The 21,459-nt window shown below is 54.2% G+C and carries 19 protein-coding genes; 6 read left to right on the top strand and 13 right to left on the bottom strand.

Annotation, left to right across the window (positions count from 1 at the left end):
* Position 1: 1 nt before the first annotated feature.
* Positions 2–184, bottom strand: coding sequence for a DUF3606 domain-containing protein (locus HFGMBDPB_RS12440; protein WP_016452108.1), 183 nt, complete (start codon positions 182–184; stop codon positions 2–4).
* Positions 185–211: 27 nt separating this feature from the next.
* Positions 212–1,126 (bottom strand): non-homologous end joining protein Ku, encoded by a 915-nt coding sequence (gene ku / locus HFGMBDPB_RS12445; protein WP_034369066.1) that lies wholly within the window; start codon positions 1,124–1,126, stop codon positions 212–214.
* Between the two features lie 181 nt (positions 1,127–1,307).
* On the opposite strand from ku, the gene HFGMBDPB_RS12450 reads away from it, so the two are divergent.
* Positions 1,308–1,598 carry a hypothetical protein gene (locus HFGMBDPB_RS12450; protein WP_016452110.1) on the top strand — a complete coding sequence of 97 codons (291 nt, stop codon included), beginning with the start codon at positions 1,308–1,310 and terminating at the stop codon, positions 1,596–1,598.
* A gap of 106 nt (positions 1,599–1,704) precedes the next feature.
* Here the strand turns inward: HFGMBDPB_RS12450 and HFGMBDPB_RS12455 are convergent, their stop codons facing one another.
* The 6 genes from HFGMBDPB_RS12455 to HFGMBDPB_RS12480 all read right to left on the bottom strand — a co-directional run bounded on the left by HFGMBDPB_RS12455 (position 1,705) and on the right by HFGMBDPB_RS12480 (position 8,203).
* Positions 1,705–2,103: a GlcG/HbpS family heme-binding protein gene (locus HFGMBDPB_RS12455; RefSeq protein WP_212645663.1), complete on the bottom strand. Its 399-nt coding sequence runs from the start codon at positions 2,101–2,103 to the stop codon at positions 1,705–1,707.
* 304 nt (positions 2,104–2,407) lie between these two features.
* Positions 2,408–2,674 carry a helix-turn-helix domain-containing protein gene (locus HFGMBDPB_RS12460; protein WP_082254177.1) on the bottom strand — a complete coding sequence of 89 codons (267 nt, stop codon included), beginning with the start codon at positions 2,672–2,674 and terminating at the stop codon, positions 2,408–2,410.
* Positions 2,675–3,469: 795 nt separating this feature from the next.
* On the bottom strand, positions 3,470–3,973 hold the full coding sequence (locus tag HFGMBDPB_RS12465; RefSeq protein ID WP_034366591.1) for a DUF4142 domain-containing protein: 504 nt from the start codon (positions 3,971–3,973) through the stop codon (positions 3,470–3,472).
* 72 nt (positions 3,974–4,045) lie between these two features.
* The gene (locus HFGMBDPB_RS12470) at positions 4,046–4,390 is read right to left on the bottom strand and encodes a hypothetical protein (RefSeq protein WP_050042241.1); all 345 of its coding nucleotides are present in this window, start codon (positions 4,388–4,390) and stop codon (positions 4,046–4,048) included.
* A gap of 365 nt (positions 4,391–4,755) precedes the next feature.
* Entirely contained in the window at positions 4,756–6,741 is a 1,986-nt protein-coding gene (locus tag HFGMBDPB_RS12475; protein ID WP_212645504.1) for a S9 family peptidase, read from the bottom strand.
* A 298-nt stretch (positions 6,742–7,039) separates the two neighbouring features.
* Entirely contained in the window at positions 7,040–8,203 is a 1,164-nt protein-coding gene (locus HFGMBDPB_RS12480) for a zinc-dependent alcohol dehydrogenase (RefSeq protein WP_046985313.1), read from the bottom strand.
* 551 nt (positions 8,204–8,754) lie between these two features.
* On the opposite strand from HFGMBDPB_RS12480, the gene HFGMBDPB_RS12485 reads away from it, so the two are divergent.
* Positions 8,755–9,192, top strand: a complete 438-nt coding sequence (locus HFGMBDPB_RS12485) for a response regulator (RefSeq protein WP_050042244.1) — start codon at positions 8,755–8,757, stop codon at positions 9,190–9,192.
* Between the two features lie 69 nt (positions 9,193–9,261).
* Positions 9,262–9,684 carry a hypothetical protein gene (locus HFGMBDPB_RS12490; RefSeq protein ID WP_152630152.1) on the top strand — a complete coding sequence of 141 codons (423 nt, stop codon included), beginning with the start codon at positions 9,262–9,264 and terminating at the stop codon, positions 9,682–9,684.
* 122 nt (positions 9,685–9,806) lie between these two features.
* Here the strand turns inward: HFGMBDPB_RS12490 and HFGMBDPB_RS12495 are convergent, their stop codons facing one another.
* The 4 genes from HFGMBDPB_RS12495 to HFGMBDPB_RS30030 all read right to left on the bottom strand — a co-directional run bounded on the left by HFGMBDPB_RS12495 (position 9,807) and on the right by HFGMBDPB_RS30030 (position 14,779).
* Entirely contained in the window at positions 9,807–10,397 is a 591-nt protein-coding gene (locus tag HFGMBDPB_RS12495; protein WP_050042247.1) for a cysteine hydrolase family protein, read from the bottom strand.
* Positions 10,398–10,405: 8 nt separating this feature from the next.
* Positions 10,406–11,014, bottom strand: coding sequence for a hypothetical protein (locus HFGMBDPB_RS12500; protein WP_034366608.1), 609 nt, complete (start codon positions 11,012–11,014; stop codon positions 10,406–10,408).
* A 141-nt stretch (positions 11,015–11,155) separates the two neighbouring features.
* Positions 11,156–12,733, bottom strand: a complete 1,578-nt coding sequence (locus tag HFGMBDPB_RS12505) for a sensor domain-containing diguanylate cyclase (protein ID WP_212645505.1) — start codon at positions 12,731–12,733, stop codon at positions 11,156–11,158.
* A gap of 966 nt (positions 12,734–13,699) precedes the next feature.
* A complete protein-coding gene (locus HFGMBDPB_RS30030; RefSeq protein ID WP_154833152.1) occupies positions 13,700–14,779 on the bottom strand; it encodes a transglutaminase-like domain-containing protein in 1,080 nt (359 codons plus the stop codon).
* Positions 14,780–14,860: 81 nt separating this feature from the next.
* Here HFGMBDPB_RS30030 and HFGMBDPB_RS12515 point away from each other — a divergent pair, with 81 nt between their 5' ends.
* Positions 14,861–17,257 carry a catalase gene (locus HFGMBDPB_RS12515; protein ID WP_212645506.1) on the top strand — a complete coding sequence of 799 codons (2,397 nt, stop codon included), beginning with the start codon at positions 14,861–14,863 and terminating at the stop codon, positions 17,255–17,257.
* 62 nt (positions 17,258–17,319) lie between these two features.
* Positions 17,320–17,838 carry a low affinity iron permease family protein gene (locus HFGMBDPB_RS12520; RefSeq protein WP_171249260.1) on the top strand — a complete coding sequence of 173 codons (519 nt, stop codon included), beginning with the start codon at positions 17,320–17,322 and terminating at the stop codon, positions 17,836–17,838.
* A gap of 89 nt (positions 17,839–17,927) precedes the next feature.
* On the opposite strand, the gene HFGMBDPB_RS12525 is transcribed toward HFGMBDPB_RS12520, so the two are convergent.
* Positions 17,928–20,702 carry an excinuclease ABC subunit UvrA gene (locus tag HFGMBDPB_RS12525; protein ID WP_212645507.1) on the bottom strand — a complete coding sequence of 925 codons (2,775 nt, stop codon included), beginning with the start codon at positions 20,700–20,702 and terminating at the stop codon, positions 17,928–17,930.
* Positions 20,703–20,862: 160 nt separating this feature from the next.
* Between HFGMBDPB_RS12525 and HFGMBDPB_RS12530 the strand changes: the two genes are divergently transcribed.
* Positions 20,863–21,444 carry an HAD domain-containing protein gene (locus tag HFGMBDPB_RS12530; RefSeq protein ID WP_502757468.1) on the top strand — a complete coding sequence of 194 codons (582 nt, stop codon included), beginning with the start codon at positions 20,863–20,865 and terminating at the stop codon, positions 21,442–21,444.
* The last annotated feature ends 15 nt before the right edge of the window (positions 21,445–21,459 follow it).

Below are 21,459 nucleotides of genomic sequence, written 5' to 3' on the forward strand. Positions count from 1 at the left end.
CTCACCGGATGCCCTTCAGGTGTTCCTCGACAGCGGCAGCATCGTTGCCCACGGCGCGGACAGCGGCTTCGAGTTGCTCCGGCGTCACGTTGAACTTCTTCGCCCAGTCGCGAACCTCGTACTCTTGGGAGAGGCTGATGCGTTTGCGGTCCTGGCCGCCGGATTGGGATTTGTCGTCGGGCATGTTGGCTCCAGAGGTGGAAACTGTAGATCAAGCGGCTTTGCGTTCAGTACCGGACTTTCGCGCGGCAGACTTGGCCGGTGTCTTCTTGGCGGAGGCCTTGCTCGCCTGCTTGGCCGGGGCTTTGGTAGCTGACTTGTCGCTGGGCTTTCCGCCGCCTTTGAGGCTGCGCTGCAGCAACGCGGTGAGATCGATGACATCGGCGGACTGAGGTGCTTCCTCCTCAGGTTCGAGCACCGTCTTTCCTTCCCCTGCCTTGGCTTTCTTCTCGACGAGTTTCATGACCTGAATGCGGAACTCATCCTTGAAGTCGGCGGGGTTCCACTTTCCGGACATTTCTTCGACCAACTGGGTGGCCATCTTGAGTTCGGCTGCGCTCACAGACTTGCGGCCCTCCGCAGGGAGATCGAGGCTGTCCAGCGTTTTGACTTCGTCGCCCCAGCGCAGCAAAGACAGCACCAGCGCTGGTCCGGAAGGTACGAGTGCCGCAAGGTGCTGCTTTGTCGCAATCACCACTTTGGCCAAGCCGATTTTTCCGGTGGAGATCAATGCTTCCCTCAGGAGGGTATAGACCTTGTCACTCTTGTTGATCGGCGCGACGTAGTAGGGGCGCTCTAAGAAGACAAACGGCAGTTCGTTGGCTTCGATGAACCGCTCGATGGAGATGGTTTGTGTGGTCTTGGGAAAGACTGCTTCTATCTCTTCGGGGCTGATGATCACGTACTTGTCATCTTCGTACTCGACGCCCTTGACGATGTTCTCTTTGGTGATTTCGCGGCCGGTGCGCTTGTTCACGCGCTTGTAGCCCACCGGGTCCATGCTGCGCTTGTCCAGCCAGTCAAAGTCCACGCCTTCCTCTGTCGCCGCTGTGTGGAGGCCAACAGGGATGTGAACCAATCCGAACGTGATGGCACCCTTCCAGAGGGTGCGGCTGCCAGTGGCCATGGAGCTCTCCGCAGTTTGACTGCAGAAAGTTTGCTCGGCTGCCTTGTTGACGGATGTAGGCAGCGACTTAACGTTTCCGTAGGTTTGGGCACATTCCAGCACCAGTTGTCCGTGCCTATACTTCGGCATGGTCGATGTACTACGCCTCCTCGCCGTTCATGTTGCGGAGCCTGACCCCGGGATGTTTGAATGGGTCATCACTGAACGCGTGAACGAGGATCAATGGAAGGAAATCGATCGCGCCAAGGAAGGATACAAAACCTACAAAACCGCCATGGCCAGCGGACTGATGGCATTGGAAGAGATGATCGCCGACCTGGATGTGGGGCCGCGAAGAGACGCTGAGCAGACCGACCGACAGCAGACCCCACCTGAAGGAAGGATTCAGCCAGCGACATCCGATGGGAAGGATGCTGCCTCGCCCAAGGGGCCAACGAACGCTGCCTACTTTGGATTCGGCCCCATCCGGTAGCTCCGGAATCCCATCCAGACGATGCTCACCCCTTATCCCGCCAGTGTGGCAGGGCGGCCGAGCGCTCAACCCCTGCATAGGTATTTTCTAAACTCCAGCAGCCGCTTTACTTGGTCTCCGCCTCGAAGGCCTTCAGAACCGTTTGGCCGATTTTCTCATCTTGGTCCCAGCTTCCTCCGCCAACGCCGAACGCCCCAACGAACTTACCATTCACGAAAAGCGGGTAGCCGCCCGCGAACAGCACCACATGCGCGTCTGCGGTGTTGATCCCATACAGCGGTTGGGACGGCTGCGTCAGTTTTGCCTCGCCCGACGGCATCCGCATCACGGCGGAGGTGTAGGCCTTGTTGGGCACGAGCACAGTGGTGACCAGCATCGCTTCGCCGTAGCGCTTAAAGTACAGCGGCCAGCCCTTCTCGTCTGAGATAGCCCCCTGATTCCCCGGCCCCGTCCTAACGCTTATCTTTGAAGATAGGAACAGGACTGTGCATATGACTAGCCCTATGCGTGCGTTCTTCGATTGGCTTGTGAAGCAAGCACGCCTTTCTCAATAGGCATCCGACCAGCTTGGAGCGGTCGGCGGCGGGGAAGAAGGCCCTCCAGCCGCGTCGTCAACCTCGAGGCGGTCAAACAGGTTGGGGCTTGCACTGAAGCACCGAACACCCGCGCCCAGTGCGCAAGGTTCTTACGACCCGACCGATCAGCACATGGTTTATGCAGCCCGAACTCAACAGCGTTGACCAAAAGCCGCAGAACCCTAATCTGCACTACTTCGAAGGCGTCGCGAGCTCAGGAGCACGACACACTGGTCACCACGGGTAGCCGCTACTGCCGTCGGTGGTTTGCGACGCAGCGGCGGGGCGCCGGAGCACCAACTCGACGCCCAGGACACTAAGGAGACGCAGTAGGCGATCAGCGCTGACGTTCGGGGCGTTCAGTTCTAGGTGAGATAGCTTTTGCTGCGTCAGCCCCATGCGTGCGGCCACGTCGTTTTGCGTCATTCCCGACTCCTTGCGGAAAGCCTGAAGGACAGCCGTTAGCTGGCCAGATGTCCGAATTGGAAATTCAGCTGCCATGCCTAGTTCCTTGCCACTCTTTACTTGAATTTTTTGGTATTGACATTTTACCAATATATATTGGTAAACGTCAGCACGAACAGCCCACGGCAAGAAGGAACCAGCACGTTCTCGCCGTTGAGACAGGCCACTCGGAGCAAGCCTCTACCTCGCTCGTGTAGTTCCCGGGTTGGGTGTCTGGCGCACCTTGTGATCGCGTAAGTTGCTGCTGTACTTCCCGCTATTGGCCGTCGATGTCCTCTGCGAAGAAGCCTTCTATCAGGCGCACTCCATCGAGGCGCGAAGCTCTCAAGCGCGATTTCTTGACGTGCCTGCAGGCCGCGCAGGGCACCGAGTCCGACTTGGTGCTGGCCAGGGGGATCGCAAGTTCGCCCTGTTGGAGGTCAGCCCCAGGATCAGCGTGGCGCGCAACACACGCAATTCTCAGAAAGGCCTCCTGTGTGCACGTGACCTCCCGAGAGGACATGGGCAAACGTGCGGAGGGGCGGACAGTCTATCATCAGCGCGCCGAATACCGGTCTGACTACAGTCAGCTCCATCGACGAAGGCAGCGACAGGGCCATGTTCCGTACCAAGGTCAAGTAAGTCACAGGCCCCATTCGCTGGGCAGGACGGTGACTTAGGGCCCCTCCTGAGCGTCCTTGCAGGAGACATCGCCTTGAAAGGCTGCGAGGCTGGCGACACGCTATCCACGAAAACTCCTTCAAGGGCAGGAGACGCTACTGGGAGTAGCTCTCCTCTACCCTTGCCTGAGCGTAGTCTTCAAAAGATGTAGGCAGGGATGAGGAAAGATTCCTACTTGCCTAGACTTTTCTGCAGGTCCTGGGCATGCTCACGATGGTTGACAAGGGCAGGCAGCGTTTTGGCAGCAAAAGCCTTGATCTGCGGATCGTCAGCGTTCTTGCTGGCCTTCTCAAAAAGTTTGATGTCCTTGCGATGGTCATCAATGCCCACTTCCCGGATGAACTCCTTGTCGAAATGCTTGGACTCGGCGACCTTGGCCAAGCGGTTTTTCTTTTCTGCAGGCAACTCAGAAGGCAGGACCGCGCTCTTGCTGGTAGCCAAAGCCTTTAGTTCATCGTTCGCTGAGGAATGGTCCTTGACCAACATTTCGCCAAAGGCCCTGACATCAGATGAGTTCGCCTTTTCTTGGGCTAAACGTCCTGCCTCCACTTCATAAAGACCACCAACTGCAGCCTTGTTCAGGAACTCTTGGTCCTTCTTGCTGACTTGGGCGTTCGCACCGACGGAAAGGGCCAAACCAAGAATTGCGGCCACCATCACAGATACCTTTTTCATACTCACTCCTTTCAATATATGTATGGCAAGAAGTTCTGCCACACTCACTGATAAACGGATCCTTAACCAACATTACCGTTTTTCGTCATTCTTTTCCTTCCGCCAACTGGCGAAATCTTCGTTCTTATTCTCCGACGTATCTCCCCGCGTACGTTCGTTCTGCGCTGGGTCTTCGCTGTGAGAATGGTCAATTTTTCCTGCTTGCTTACTCAGAGAAGCATTCCTGGCGCCCCCAAAGCTACTGGGGCTGCCCGAAAAATAATCCCCACCTCTATTTTTCGGATCCGGCTCGTTTCTGACGTTTCTGGGCTCACCAATATTTCCGACAGAAGCTTTGTAGTTCGTCCTGCCATCAGACCCTTCTTTCATATATCTAGCATGCTCTTCGGCAGACGGGGGAGTTTTCATTTTGGTCATATCAAATTCCGATCCAACTTTGTAAAAAATCAATAGGCACAATTTTTTGCACTATAAGATATTGCCCTGTATGGTTGTCTTTCGTGCGAAACGCTTATTTACTGCGCACAGTCCATAAGCCTTGGAAAAATCGTCAATACTGATAAGATGCTCCTTTCTTATCTGGCCGTCTCTGATTCGCCAAATATTTACACTCCCATCCAGGCTCTGAAAAATCTTCAGATTCCCAGCTGAAATTGACCGAATATCGAAGTCGAATCAATTGCAATACGCTTTATCGTCTCGGCTTGCTTGCGATTCAATATTCCGTCAGGGCGGCTGCCCATAGATCGCACATGACCTCCTTTCACGGACTCATAAGAATCTCAACTCTTATTTTCTATACAACTTTCAAGCCATTCACATATTCTTTGAAGCGCGTCAACGCGATGCGAAGGCCGCCCTGAGACAGAAAATGAATGATCAGCTCCAGGGTAGAGAACCATTTCCGTCTTAACGTTTCCAGCACAGGCCAATTTCACATAAAGCTCTTCCGTCTGTGACTTTGGACAACGCTCGTCTTCCATACCCTGTATGAATAGCGTGGGAGCTCTCACGTTATCCATAAGAAACGTTGGCGACAATCGATACGCAAGCTGGTGGAACTCAATCTTCTTCGCATCTATGGAGTAGGTGTCAGAATAATACCCACCGTCGGAAGTACCAAAATGAGACTCGATATTCCCGACCGGGGCGCACACAACAGCAGCGCTAATCCATTCACACTTTCCAATGCTATAGGCTGCCATGAAACCTCCATAGGAGGTTCCACTGACCGCGATGCTGTCGCCAACTACCCCCTCAATCTGCAGCTGCTTCACGATGGCCAGATGCTGCGGCAAATCAAGTTCACCCCATTTGCCGCGCAGCCTGTCCGAGAACTTTCTGCCATAACTGCATGATCCAACCGTGTTGGCTGACAATATCGTCCAACCAGCGCAGGCTAATATCTGCCAATAGGAATGGGCGGAAAACCTCAAATCTACGTAGCTTGCCGGCCCGCCATGGAAGTCAACAAGCAGCGGCCCCTTCGTTTTTCTTTTTCTCTCGATACCGCCTTGCAGTTGCAACACCCAGCCGTCTATATCCTCCGTTCCGCCATCGCCGTCAGGCGCGCAAAAGCTCCTATACATCACAGCCAGCTTGTCTCTTTCATTCCACCAAGCATTGAAGCTGCTGATTTTCTGCTCTTGCTCCCCGCCGATTGCCTTGTAATAGACTTCCTGCGGGCTTGCCGGATCTTCTGCCGTGTACACAAACCCATCCCCTAGGGCCAATGAATCCAGATGACGGTTGCCTTTGGCAATCACTTTGCATTGCCCCTCCGGCACCGAGATCAAAGCGGCGGACTGCACACCCTCGCGCGCCTGTATGAAACCGACCGAATTACCACTTCGGGTCCAGCACAGGTCTCCGGGAACCACCTCCAAGGATTCGGAGCCCAGCCCTTTGACCTCTTTGGTTTCCAGATCTATCAACCAGAGCCTACACTGGGGATCACCTGAATTCAGGGAGCCCGTAAAGACTATCCATCGGCCATCGGGCGACCAGCTGGGTGATGAACTGTTGGCCTGGTCAAAGGACATGCGCTCAGCCCTGCGCACGTTGTCGTTCTCGACATCCAGCACCCAAATATCCGTACAGTGATATTCATTGGGTTTTTCTCGGGTTCTGGAAATGCATATTTTCTTTCCATCCGGGCTCCACGCCGCACTGCGGACCTCGTAATCTCCGGAAGTGATCTGAGTCGTCTGCCCATCGTTCACATCGACGACGAACAGGTGACTGCGGGTGTCGAGGATGTAGCCTGTTCCGTTGAGCTTGTAAGGAAGCCTCCAGCACAGCTTCGGAGAATCTGGATCTGGCGCCTTGGCCTTGGCCCCGTCGTCCCGGACGCATCCTTCGTGACGCTGGTTGGGGTCAACGGTGACATTGCCTATCACCAGCAGCCTGTCCCCGGTGGGGCTCCAGCGCGTATCCGAAGCGCCGCGCGCAAGGCTAGTGAGTTGGCGAGGCTCTCCACCATTGCAAGGCAGGAGATAGACCTGGGACGAACCTTGGTTCCGGTTGGACAGATAAGCGATCTGGGAAGCATCGGGGGACCATCGAGGCCCGCTGTCAAGACTCGATCCCCAGGTAAGCTGTCTGGGCTCTTCGCCCACCGGGGAAATCAACCATAGACACGAAAAATACTCATCCTTTTCCCGGTCGGCTCCTTTCACGGAGCAGACAACTTGGTTCTCCGCGGAAACATCAAGTCCGGAAACAACTCTTTCAAGATACACATCTTCCGGAGTAAAGGACTGGGTCATGAAGGCTCCTACTAGGTTGAAAAGTGCTTGGCATATCAAAAGCCCCGCAAGGCATTAAAGCTACTCATTGCCTCTGATGGACTTGTCGTGTATTTCTCGGATTTTCCTGCAACGCCCCGGAATAAAATCCCAGACCATGATTCATGTTCTTGCGGTTTTGCTTTGACATAATCCACTCCTAGAGATTTCGGAAAAATCAAAAAGCGAGATGCACTCACAACCTTTGCGAATAATCTGCATAGGCAGAGTTACCCTGTCCGGCGAACTCTGTATTTCATTCGTGTTGTCATTGAACAGACTAAGGAGTTAGTACCACCTTGCGACAAGATTCTTCCTGCTTTTCGAATATTTCATAACCTTTGACAATCTCGCTCAAGTCCATGCGATGCGAGATAATTACTTCAGGCTTCATCAATCCGTTAGCAATGTGATCAAGCAGATCGGGGAGGTATTTCTGAACATGCGTCTGCCCCATCTCAAAGCACAGCCCCTTGTCAAAGGCATCTCCAAAAAGAAAGCCGTGGATGAAGCCCGCATAAACGCCGGGAACGCTGACCACACCGCCGCGTCGGGTAGCCGCAATGCACTGGCGCAGTGCCTTCCCGCTGGAGCCCTCGATTTTCAGAGTGGTGAGTACGGTCTCCACGGCGCTTCCCTTGGCCTCAAAGCCCACAGCGTCAATCGTGGCATCCACGCCTCGGTGGTGGGTATTTTCAAGAATAAATTCGGCAGGATCATCAATATCCGAAAAATTGATAGGTATCACGCCATATGTTTGTTTTGCAAATTCCAGACGGTCAACGTTATCGTCCACCATGAAAATCGTTTCAGCCCCCAGGAAGCGCGCACATAGTGCGCTCATCAACCCTACAGGTCCAGCACCAAATATAGCTACCGTGGACCCCTTGGAGATACGGGCATTGAGTGCCGCCTGATAACCGGTAGGCAAGATATCCGACAGAAAAAGCACCTGATCATCACCCAAAAAATCCGGTATCAGAATTGGCCCAGCGTTGGCCCGAGGAACTCGAGCATATTCCGCCTGTCCACCCGAGTACCCGCCGTACAGGTGGCTGTAGCCAAACAGTCCAGCTCCAGGCCTTGCAGACTTTTTGTTGATAATGGCCCCGCGCCCCGAATTGGTTTCTTCGCAAGCAGCAAAAAGTGATCTATTACAGAAAAAACATTCGCCACAAGCAATGACGAACGGCACGACTACCCTATCTCCCTTTTTCAGGTGCTTTACACCTCTTCCTGCTTCCTCGATCACCCCCATGAATTCATGTCCCAGAATATCACCGGTCTCCATTTCAGGAATCTTTCCACGATAGATATGAAGGTCTGAGCCGCATATAGCAGTAGCAGTTACCTTGATGATGATGTCCTCCTCATCTTGCAGTTGAGGATCTGCCACCGTTTCGTAACGAACATCCTTGGAACCGTGGTAGGTAAGTGCCTTCATCAGAATCTCCGTCGTTAGATTAACTGCCACTGAAATTGAGTTTCAACCTCAAGTGGTGGGGCAATTTTTGTGCCCGCAATGTCAGGCGAGTAGAACCCTACTGCCGAGCTTGCAGCAAGACTCGCGCGCCAGAAGAACGGCTGCGGAACTGTAGGCATTTGCCGCACGGACCCTGATTCAGACCTCCCCATGCATTTATCGGGATAGTGCCTAAGCTGCGACAGTCCAACAATTACAGAAAGATGTACAAAGTGCATCCTCAGCTGGAGAATCCAATAGCGCAACTGGAAATCCTGTGGTCTATCGCTTGAGCTGTTGACAGCCATCTCGTGATGTCTTGCCGAGGTACTGAGGAATATTTTCGAGCTTTGACAGAATTGAGCAATTTCTCTGAGATCTTAGAATTTCTCTATCACCTCAATGTCGTAGGCAGGTCTTAAGCTTGCACCGATTTGTTAATAATGGCAACAGTTGAAATAAATTGGGCACCGGTGAAACTTTCTCATCCAAATGAATGAGAATTTTTATTCTTGATACCTTAAGGGGGCAGCGTGCAAAATCAACCCGACACGAATGCAACGGATGAGGATTTAGGAGCGCTCCCCCTTTACGGCATGCGCATCTTGGTTGTGGATGATGACTCCGATATCGCTGAGACGATGGCAGCACTGTTGGAAATGGACGGCGCCGAGGCTTCGCCATGCACCAGTGCAAGAGAAGCCTTGAAAAAACTTGCGCAGGGTTCCTGGAACGTTGTCCTCTTGGACATTGGGATGCCTGAAATGGACGGAGTGGAGGTGGCCCAAGTAATTCGAGACTCAGCGCTAGGCGCGCGCCTTTTTATCGTGGCCATTACGGGACATAGCCAGGCACAGATGCGGTGCCGCATAGCTGAGACAGAGTTCGATCTGATTTTTACCAAGCCAGCTGATCCAGAACATCTGTGTCGAGCACTTGGAGCTTGGTGGAACGCTCCTGCAAAGGTGTAATGGATGCTGGACCGATTCGATAATATTTCGCATGCACAGGAGCGAAAGTTACGGTTAACGGAGAGCAATATGAATGTTTACCAAACCCACGCCAAGAAAAATGCCAACTTGGCTGCTGCCCTTGAAGGGATGTCTTATCTTCCGCCCGGGGATGCACGTCCATCTCGTGACTATGTTGAGGGTCTCCCGAGTCCCGACTGCGAAATCGAAGTGGTCTTGCGAAATGCTCATAGCCTAGGCTCTGAGGAACTCAAAGCTGCTGAGCATGCTTTCAAGACAGCCATGTTGACCATCTTTGGCGGTACCTATGGGCTCTATGACGGGTATGTCGCCAGTTTGGGATGTACAGAAAGCGCCAAGGATTGGCGTGCCAAGACTGCGCTTGCACATGCAAAAGTCCAAGAGGTCATCGCGCATGAATCTGGTGAGGCATTGAGGCTCGGTCAAGCTGGAGGCGCATTTTTCCAAATAACAATCACGCACAAGATGTAGTTGACCTCTACACTGGTATGGCAAGGTTTTCCGCTGCTTCATCAGTGTCTGTACATGCTATCGCTTGCCGCGGTTCAGCGTGAGATATGGCAAGCTTCGCTATTGCATAAAGGATCAGGTCTTTAATCATCCCTCTCCATCCGCCCAGTTGATGCTCTTACAGAACACTTGAATGACTGGCGAAGATGCCGCAAAGCAAATGCTTTTCTTGAAGGATTTTCAGCTGCCGTACAATCGCTCGGCACCCACACGCTATATCCTGACATCCGTGCATCGGTGGCAGAAAGCATGACACACATATCGGTGGCAAATCCCACGATGATCAATTTCTCCGCTTCCATGCGATCGAGGAGATGCTGAAGCGGAGTGGAATGAAATGCCGAATGCTGGGGTTTCAATATCACGAGATCTGTCTCACTGGGGGCGAGAGTCCGCGCTATCTCGCCACGAGGTCCAGGCAACCCCATGCATTCGACAAGAATATCAGAAAACTCGCTCTGCCAAGTTCCATAGTTGTCATTAGCATAAATTGCCGGAATATTACGACTTTTAAGCTTGGCTTTAAGCTTCGAGATCCTGGATGCCGCTCGTACTGCCTCGCGAACCAAACCGCCGGCATTCGGGAATTTAAATGGGTTGATTACATCAACCAGCAACAGAACCACCGGACTACGAGGCACGTCGGTAGGCTTTAAAACCTGACTACGCGGCATTTTGGTCGTCAGAGCATAGATTTGCGCTGCTGCTCGGCACGCGATGCACCAATGGCAGTCTCCACTTGCTTGATCTCTTCAGGCGGTGGCAGGACGGCCGGCAGACCGAGGCTCTGAATGGCGAGTTCACGGCACCAGCCCTTTGTGTGATAGAGATGATGATCTTCATCCTTCTCCACCCGCGCATGCGCTTCCTTGAGCGCCTTACCTGTCTCACCGGTGGCCACTTCCGCCACCATGCCCAGTAGCTCCCAATTTGCGTGGTCCTTGGTCTCCGCATGCACCACACATTCGCAAGCAACTAGCTGCGCTGCACTGCGATCACCGGCAGTGAGCGCCAGTTCCATGGCCTTTACCAGCGACAATCCGATGTGCTTGACCACCTGGCGCGAAGGCGTCACTTCGTCCGCATTAATGCTCAGGAACTCACATGTCGTGCGGACAACGTTCTGGTGGCTTAACGTCTCTTCCAGATACTTTTCCCATTCCTCTTTCAGGTCCTCGTTGATGGCACATTGCAAAGCCGTCCGATAAACCTGTTCTCCGCCGAGCTCCGTTTCCATCATTTGCAGCAGCAAATCCTTGAGCTGGACTTCGTCATAGCGTGTCTTGGGCATCATCGTTCTCCAGGGCGAGTGATAGGGATATTGATATTCCTACCGATAGCCATTAATTTCTGTAGGCCTGCACGGACGATGATGTAGTATTTTTCAGAGAATTTCTGTATGAAGAGCTTGCGCAATTGGCGCGATCGGAATCTACTGCTCTCCCTTTGCACGACCAGATGCTCTCAAGATGCACCTGTTTCTACCCAAACGTTTCGCGGCATACAGAGCTTGGTCTGACAGGTCAATCAGCTTCTCGGAGGTCAAATTTGTGTCGTTCCAGTCTGCCGTTGCCACGCCACAGGAAACGGTAACTATTCCAATATCGCTGCCTGCATGGACAAGCATCAGACTTTCAATTCTTTCTCTCGCACTATTTGCCACTTCCAAGGCACCTTGCCCATCAGTATCCGGAAGAATTGCGAAAAATTCCTCGCCTCCGTAGCGTGCCAAGATGTCTCCAGGTCGCCGCATAGCTCCTGAAAGGGCTGATGCCACCTGTCTTAGGCAATCGTCACCGGCCAAGTGACCATAAATATCGTTGTAATTCTTAAAATGATCTACATCGAAGATTATTGTTGATAGTTTGCGCTGATACCTACGGCTTTGTCCAAAAATCTCTGCGAGCCGTATGTCGAACGCTCGCCTATTGAATATACCTGTCAGACCATCTTGATCCGCGAGTTCGGCAAGCTGTTGGTTTTTCCGCATGATTTGCTCATGAGCGTTATGCAGCGCACGGTCAGCCTCCCGACGGACCTTCATGCTACGGAAAACATAGCTTCCAGATAGCGCGATAACTGTAATTAGTAATAGTAAACAAATGGCTTGCACTTGGGTAGCGCTACGCCAGTGAGACAGAATTTCCTCCTCTGAGAGCGCTACTGTCACAAAGAGAGGATTACTTCCCAGATGCTCGAAGATGACGAGTCGTCTTATTCCATCGAAAGGGGACGCTAGCAATAGCATTCCGGCCCGTTCATTCTTTGCTATATTCAAGAGTGGATTATTTGGAATGGTTCTACCCAAATCCTCAACGGAATATGGTCGTCGTACAACGAGAATACCATCAGCAAGACTCAGTGAGATGGCGCCCTGTTCCCCGATATCGAATCCATCCAAAAGAGTCAATAGATATCCAACTCTAATCGTAGCAAGAACAACACCCGCAAATCTTCCGTTAGCATCATTGAGACGCTTGGAAACCGGAATAATCCATTCACCCGTGGAACGACTCTTCAACGGCTTACTGATAAGCACTTTTTTGCTCGGGCTATCGCGATGGCTTATAAAGTACTCGCGGTCTGAATTGTTTGCGTTCGGTGGTTGAGTCGCCTGTGTGTGTACGAGCCAATTTCCATTGGCATCATATACAAATATTCCATGCAAATAATCGGCGTTTCCTAGATGGTTGACCATCAATGGCTGAAGCGACTCAAGGGCCGACGGCTCCATATCTGCTTGCTCAATTATATATTCTATGGCGTTAAGTACCCGTGCGACCTCGCTGAACACACTGTCTAATTGATGTGCAACAGAATGCCCAAGATTCCGAGAGGTTTTTGCGGCCTGAGACCAGGCGTCTGCATGTGCACGCCATGCTAGCCATGCGTTGGTGGCGACCAACAGGAAAGTCAAAAGTCCGAGGGATAGTGCAGCAGCTAAGAAAGGGCGTCCAATCAAGCGCTGTAGTGGGCGCTGATGTCTCTCATCTTGAAAAGGAGGCGTCATACTGCTGATTTTAACGAGGTATCAGCCTAGTAAGATGAGCGCACAGACCACCATCTGATCAAAATACCTTGGCTTGCACAGTCGAGCATCCTAGGCGTAGCGGGAAAACCCGGCAATGGTGTTTTGACATATCGATTCAACAAGAGCGTTTACCCGCACACGGTTTATCTCCGCTCGTCGCGTGCGAGAAAAGAATTTCAAATGCATGAGCCGTTGATTAACTGTGACGGGAAATCAGGTCAAACTCGTGTTGAACCATGGATGCTGCGTGCCTGATAGCTGCCCGAAGCTCGGGGTCACCTGATTCAATGTTGACGACCCAATTGGACGCACAAGCATCTTGTTGCAAAGGTAGGGCCATTATCGAGATGCCTGGTAAATTCTTCACATGAAAATGGACAGAATACTGACTGCTAAATAGTGCTTGGTATATCGCCGAGATCAACTCCTCAGGCGTCTTTTCCTTCCTGGTCATAAAATCACCTCATGAAGGTAAGCGAAAAACTTTAGCCCCACCATGGTGCAAGAAATATCGCCACGTCGTATAGTTCAAAGACTATATATGCATTTATTGTTAAATCATTCTCCAAAATTAATTATTCTCAGGCCAACATTTATTCGTTTCCTGAAAATCAATTTCTAATGGGGCAACGGCAATCAGAAGCTCCCGAAGACCATCACCCACTCTTCAAAAATCCCTGCCACCATATTTACAATTTTTTTTGAACACAATATTGCAATAGTTGGCGAGTTTTACATCGCAGAAATAAAGATCCTCAATTAAATCCAACCGATTTTTGGCTCTTACTAGGACCACCAACATCGGCGCGAGAAGACGATGCAATTTTACGCACCTATCCTGCGGTAGGAAAGGATTTTGTAAATAAACGATAAAGCCTATTGAGAGGTCGCCACTGATAGCGCCCGATAATTTGTGTTGAAATGGTTCAACCTACAATAGTGTCATTAAAATCGAAGTTCGGCAGGATGGCGGGCACCAGAATATCTTGGAAGCTGTTTGCAATTCGGATTACCCGGGGGCGGAGATTTGCCCAGCTGTGTCAAATTACTTGAGTCTCTTTCCATCGAAACTGTAGGCTGCAACGATATCACCGCACCGAAAATAGTGGCATATGCAGTATCAGCCGCATCACGTCCTCTGCCGATCCTTATGAAATTCTTCGTATCTCCTGTGCTTATCGGATCTAACAAAACCCACCCACCGCTCAGGAAAGCCTCCACGCAGGCGTGGAAAGTTGGCATAGGTTGGCTTTGACCTTCTGTAAAACTTATGCCAGTGACCAAACGGGAAGGTATGTTAAGAGCCCTCAGAAAACTAATAGTGAGGTGGGCAATCTCGCGTCCTCCGCCTGCCCGGTCAATCATGGTGTCGAGAGCGGATGTTGTGGTGGCCCCGGCTGCGGGGTAATAGGCTATATAGTTCCTTACCCAAGCCCTGACTGCGGCGATTCGCTGGAGTCCAGGTTCAGATTTGCCAAAGTTTCTATAAGATATTGCAGCTAGCTTATCTGACTGACAGTATCTGCTGGGATATAAATATGGCAGAGTGCTTGACGGTAGCACACCAATAGGGACCTCGTTATATTCGCGAGATTGGAAAACACGCTGTGTTAGTGAAAAAGTAGAGTTATAGAGCAGCTCAAAATTCCCTTGATCTGCATGGAGATGAAATACACGATTTCCACGTCGTAGCCGGGCTGGCAATTTGTACTCAACGGGTTGATTGATCTTCATGGCCTCGTCAAGAATAACTTGCTGTTTGTCGGCCGCGACAGGGAAGCCAAATATAAAGTCAGCGCCACTTGCATCACGAACATCGTAGACGAACCGCATTTCGACACTGTATATTTGCATGATATTAAACACTCGGGATATTGAAAACGCTCTCCCCAGTGTCTGCCAAATTTTGGCACCTAGGCAAGTAGGCGGAAGCCGCAAACGAGCCAATCCGGTAAGGGTAAAAATTGCGGTTTCGGTATTAATTGCAGAAAATATTGCGCCATTCAATATTCGCCCAGACGCCATCTCTAGAACTTATCAACCTCCTCCTACATTCTTATTGCGAGCTCACCTTATCCTCTGATTTTCTTAACCCAGGAGATCACGATGAAAAAGACGGGCAAGGTATCCGGGGACAGCGTCAAGGCGGCCCCAGCACGAAATACAGATAGTGGTCCTGCTTCTATACAGGCAGTGGACCAACTGTCGGAAAAATCTCTTCAAACTGAGACGCTTGCTGCCGGCCGCCCTTACAACCCGATCAAGGCTGGCGAGCATGGCTTTGACAGCGGGACACGACCTGCTCCTGGCGCTGTGAGTGCTTCTGCGTCGCGCCTAGCAACCGCCAGCACCTTGTCCGAGCAAAATTCCTCAGCCAAAACAGGTACGGAGGCTGTGCAGGGCAACAATGCCACCGTAGACACGCTGGACCGAGTGCGTGTGGATGCGGCGGATCAGGTGCTGACCACCAACCAAGGCGTGGCTATTGCGGACAACCAGAACTCGTTGAAGTATGGCGAGCGCGGGCCCGTTTTGCTTGAGGACTTCATTCTCCGCGAAAAGATCACCCATTTCGACCATGAGCGCATCCCCGAACGCATCGTTCATGCGCGCGGCTCCGGCGCCCACGGCTTCTTCGAGTGCTATGAGCCGCTTACTGAGCTGACACGTGCCGCGCCCTTCCAAGAGGCAGGCAAGATCACGCCAGTGTTTGTGCGCTTTTCGACGGTGGCTGGAGAGCGCGGCTCCAAGGACACGGCACGTGACGTGCGCGGGTTCGCAGTGAAGTTCTATACCGACGAAGGCAACTGGGATCTGGTTGGCAACAACATGCCGGTTTTCTTCATCCAGGACGCCATGAAGTTCCCCGACCTGGTGCATGCTGTCAAGCCTGAGCCACATCACCAGATGCCGCAGGCCGCGAGCGCCCATGACACGTTCTGGGATTTCGTCTCGCTCATGCCCGAGTCCACCCACATGCTGATGTGGCTGATGTCGGATCGCGCCATCCCCCGCAGCTTCGCCACGATGCAGGGTTTTGGCGTGCACACCTTCCGCTTCGTCAATGCAGAGGGACAGTCGGTCTTCGTCAAGTTCCACTGGAACCCCAAGGCGGGCACGCATTCGCTGGTCTGGGACGAGGCGGTCAAGATCTCGGGCGCGGACCCGGACTACAACCGGCGCGACCTGTGGGAACGCATCGAGGCCGGCGCCTATCCTGAATACGAACTTGGCGTGCAGGTCTTCACCGAGCAAGAGGCCGATGCGTTCAGTTTTGACATCCTCGACGCCACCAAGCTCATCCCCGAGGAACTGGTTCCCGTGCGCCCGATAGGCCGCATGGTCTTGAACCGTAACCCCGATAACTTCTTCGCCGAGACGGAGCAAGTGGCGTTCTGTGCTGCGCATGTGGTTCCAGGCATCGACTTTTCCAACGATCCCCTGCTTGCCGGCCGCATCCACTCCTATGTGGACACCCAGATCTCGCGGCTTGGGGGCCCAAATTTCCATGAGATCCCAATAAACACCCCTTTGACACAGGTACATAACAACCAACGTGACGGTATGCATCGGCAGGCCATTCACCGTGGCAAGGTAGCCTACGAGCCCAATTCTCTGGGCGGCGGTTGCCCCTTTCAGGCAGGTGCTGCCCAAGGATTTGTATCCGTTCCTGCACGGATCGAAGCCAGAGCGGCCCAAGGAAAAGTGCGTGCGAAACCCGAGAAATTCGCAGACCACTACACACAGGCCAAACTTTTCTTCGATAGCCAAAGCCCGGTTGAGCAGGCCCACATCGCGGCAGCCTTCCGTTTCGAGCTGAGCAAGGTCACGGTTCCTGCCATCCGTGAACGAATGGTGTCTTCCTTACGCAATGTCTCTGAAGAGCTAGCAAACCAGGTAGCCGCTAAGCTGGGCATCACGGAAATGCCCGAGCCGATGCCCAAGGCGCTGACCAGCGCTCCTGCAGCTGAGGTGAACATGTCGCCCTCGTTGTCGCTCCTCGCGCGACCTGGAGAAACAGGAATCCAGGGGCGCAAGGTTGCAATTTTGGTTGCCAATGGCGTTGAAGCCGAGAGCCTGCTCAAGCTGCATAGCAAGCTCTTCGAGCTGGGAGCGGTGCCACGTTTCGTTGCCCCTCACATTGGCCCGTTAACCACCAGTAAGGGTGCGGTCATCGATGCCGATGCGTCACTGGAAAACGAACCAGGATTCCTATTCGATGCTTTGGTCTTGCCTGATGGGGAAATGGGCGTCAAGGAACTGGCTAGGGATGGTCACACACTTGAATTTATCAAAGATCAATATCGCCATTGCAAACCCATAATGGTCATGACCGCTTCCACGGTTCTTATGCACATGGCACAAATCCCGCCGCTCCTGCCTTCAGGCAATGAAGATCCCGGGATCGTGGTGGGGATTGACGATTCAGCAATCGCACAGTTTGTATCTGCAATTGCGCGCCATCGACATTCCGAACGCGAAACCGATCCCCCTGCTGTGTAGCGGATTCGTTGTTTTACATATGCCTGGAGACCATACGGTCTCCAGCATTACCCGAGCACATCATGTCTAAAACGAATACTCCAAATAGCTCGGCCAAAGACGTGCTGGGTTCAATGCCGGACACGTCCAGTGCCTCTTACGCTGACAGGTCCCCAATACTGACGGCATTCGACCATTTTGCAAGCAAAGTGACACGGTGGGCTGGTTCCCCAGTTGCTTTCTGTTTAGCGTTAGTTTGCGTGCTTGTCTGGGCTGCCGCAGGACCAGTGTTCTCTTTCTCAGAGTACTGGCAACTGGTGATTAACACCGGCACGACCATTGTCACATTTCTTATGGTTTTTTTGATCCAGCAAAGCCAAAATAAGGACAGCGTCGCACTACATCTTAAACTTAACGAGTTACTGGCGGCGAGTAAATCTGCCAGCAATCGTATGATTGGGATTGAGGACCTCGATGAAGAGCAGCTTCGTGAAGTCGCAAATTTCTATGATCAACTGGCAACTCAGGCTCGCGCACAAAAAGCATGCAAAGAAATTCATTCTATTGACGAAGAATTGACACAAGCCTTGAACAGAGAGTAGCGACAGAAACCAATCGACGTGCGCCCACGCAAAAGCTGTTGTCGAGCGTATTGCGGTTTTTCCAAGGTTGCGGATCGCAAGCGAGCCATTCAGTTTGCGGTGGTGTTGTTCAATGCTGCCGCCAGATACCGTGCCGTGCGCGAGGCGGTGCAACGTGCCACCTGATGCGGCGTCCCAGTCGCTACGATGCTTCCACCTTGTGTTCCCGCACCAGGACCAATATCGATCACCCAATCGCTGGAGGCAACGAAGTGCATGTCATGTTCGACCACCACGACGGTATTGCCAGCCTGGACCAATGCGTCCAGCTGCAGCATCAGGCGGTCCACGTCGGCCGGATGCAGGCCCGTCGTAGGTTCGTCCAGTACGTACAGGGTATGGCCGCGCTGGGTACGCTGCAGCTCGGTGGCAAGTTTGATGCGCTGAGCTTCACCCCCTGACAGCTCTGTCGCGGGCTGGCCCAGACGCAAATAGCCCAGCCCGATGTCGCGCAGCGCATGCAGCGGCCTCAGCACGGCTGGCTCGGCGGCAAACGCCTCGCAGGCAGCGTCCACCGTGAGGCCAAGTACATCGGCGATGCTGAGCCCGTTCCATGTGATGGACAGTGTGTCGGAGTTGTAGCGCGCGCCGTGGCAGGTGGGACACGGCGCGTACACGCTGGGCAGAAAAAGCAGTTCGACGCTCACGAAGCCTTCGCCCTCGCAGGTGGAACAGCGGCCTTTGGCGACGTTGAACGAAAAGCGGCCCGCGTCATAGCGTCTTTTACGCGCTGCCGGTGTAGCTGCGAAGAGCTTGCGCACGGCATCAAACAGGCCGGTATAGGTGGCAAGGTTGGAGCGGGGCGTACGGCCGATCGGTTGCTGGTCCACGCGCACAAGCCGGCGAACGTGGTCTGTGGCCCCGCCAAGTCGGCCTGAAGTAGTGGCGCCTTCATCTGTCATCGTGATGGAGACCGAGTCATCGCCGTCCGCTGTGGCATCAGGCGGCCCGTCGGCCAGGCTTTCACCTTCACTCGACGCAAGAGGCTGCCCCAAGTGGGCGGTGACCAACTCCAGCAGTACTTGGCTAACCAGGCTCGATTTGCCCGAGCCGGAGACGCCGGTCACAGCAGTCAGGCACGCTGTGGGGAAGGCCACGTCGACGCCACGCAGATTGTGGCGGTGTACACCCTGCAGCGTCAGCCAACCCTGACTTCGATCTTCGGGTTTGGGGGTGCGCCGCTCGCGGCGTGAACGCGTGCCGTCCTCGAACAGGTAGCGACGCGTCTGCGACTCGGATATCTCTGCGAGCCCTTCGGGCGGGCCGCTGTAGAGGACGCGTCCCCCACGCTCGCCGGCCCCGGGGCCTACATCCACCAGCCAGTCTGCGCGCTGCATGGTGGTCACGTCATGCTCGACCACGAAGATGGAATTGCCAGCGTCCTTCAAGCGTTGCAGAGCAGTCAGCAGCGAAGCGGTGTCGGCCGGGTGCAGTCCGGCAGACGGCTCGTCCAACACGTACACCACGCCGAAGAGTTGCGATGCCAACTGCGTGGCCAGCCGCAGGCGCTGCAGCTCGCCCGGTGACAGCGTGGGCGTAGCCCGGTCGAGCGAGAGGTAACCCAGCCCCAGTCCGGTCACGGCCTGCACGCGGACCAGCAGTTCCTGAGCGATGCGCTGTGCAGCCAGCTGCTTTTCGGGCGAGAGGTGGGGCGTGCGGCGCACATCGGGTGCGGCTGCATGGGCGCAGGCGCCGTCCGCCTTCCGTTGAAGTGCAGCGCGCTTGCGTGCAGCAGCAGTCATGGCAGCACCGGCATCGCCCGTCACGGTTGGAGTGGTCGCGCCCTCGGCCACAGGTCGGAGCACATCGGCCAAGGCGTCAAGGGGCAGGCGAGCCAGATCGCCAATGTCCAGGCCGCAAAAGGTGACAGAAAGCGACTCGGGCTTCAGCCGCTTGCCATGGCAGACTGGGCAGCGCGTCCCCACCATGAACTTGGACACCTTGCGCTTCATCATCGCGCTCTGGCTGGTGGCAAATGTCTGCATCACATAGCGACGTGCGCCGGTGAATGTGCCCATGTAGCTGGGCTGCTGGCCCGCTTGGCGCGCGCGCCGAACCTCGTCAACCGTGAGTCCCGGGTACACCGGCACGGTGGGCTGCTCGTCGGTGAAAAGGATCCATTCGCGCGTCTTGCGCGGCAGATTGCGCCAAGGCACGTCGATGTCGTGCCCCAGCGTTGTGAGAATGTCGCGCAGATTTTGGCCCTGCCAGGCGCTTGGCCAGGCGGCAACGGCCCGCTCGCGCACGGTGAGCGAATCATCCGGCACCATGGACGCCTCTGTCACGTCGTAAAGACGGCCCAGTCCATGGCAATGCGGGCAGGCGCCCTGCGGGGTGTTGGGTGAAAAATCCTCCGCATACAGCATAGGTTGGTGCGCGGGGTACGCTCCAGCACGGGAGTAAAGCATGCGCACCAGGTTGGAAAGAGTGGTGACGCTGCCAACCGACGACCGCGCCGTGGGTGCGCCACGATGCTGCTGCAGAGCCACTGCAGGGGGCAGACCATCAATGCCATCAACCTGCGGAACGCCCACCTGGTCGATGAGTCTGCGCGCATAGGGCGCGACCGATTCGAAGTATCGGCGCTGCGCCTCGGCATACAAGGTGCCGAAGGCGAGCGATGACTTGCCCGAGCCGGACACCCCAGTGAAGACCACAAGGCAGTTGCGTGGAATCACCACATCCACGTTCTTCAGGTTGTGCTCGCGCGCGCCACGAACACGAATGCAGCCATCGATGGGGTGGGACACTGCCGTGGGATCGTTGTGCGCAGGAACTGGTGCGGGAGTCGTCGCAGATTCTGAAGAGGGGGATGGAAGAGGCATGGGCGAGTGGTCGGGTTGTCGCAAGGACCGCTGGCGGGCTGGGCTACTGGCATCAGTGTCGTGGTGCAGGCAGTGGCACGCCGTAGGCGGATGCCCCTTGCCCCCCAAGGTCACCGACCACGATCACATCGCATGGCGTGAAAATGCCGAAATGACAAGCATGTCCGCAGGCAGCTCGACTCCCTACATCCCTGCGTCTTCGCCTCGCACCGCTGACGTGGTTTTGTATCTTGATCTTGACGGCGTGGTTCACCATGAAGCTGTGCTTTGGCATCCCCGACGTGGCATCTACATGAGCCCATACCAAGCCTCTGAGCACTCCTTGTTCGAGTGGCTGCCCCTTTTGCAAGAAGAACTCGCCCCCTACCCCCAAGTAGCCATCGTGCTCAGCAGTACATGGTGCATACGCCCCGGCTATGCCAAGACGCTGCAGCTGTTGCCCAAGGAGCTGCGCGCCCGCTTCATCGGTGGCACTTTCCACAAACGTGTCCACGGAGCGGATCCCTGGCTTCTGGCGACCTTTCGGGACACTTCGCGTGGCCAGCAAATCCTGGAGGACGTGACCCGCAGAAAGCCCAGGCAATGGCTGGCCTTGGACGATGACATCGAGGACTGGCCCCCCGCTATCATGGATCGCTTGGTGGCGTGTGATGGCAAGACAGGACTTTCTGATCCGCAGACGCTCATGGCGCTTAGAGACATGCTTCAGAAATGTGATGCAGCGCTAGTCGGCAACCATTGAAAGTCATAGGGTCTT

Origin of the sequence: Delftia sp. PE138 (assembly GCF_018320755.1) — a bacterium.
Lineage (GTDB): Bacteria > Pseudomonadota > Gammaproteobacteria > Burkholderiales > Burkholderiaceae_C > Comamonas > Comamonas tsuruhatensis.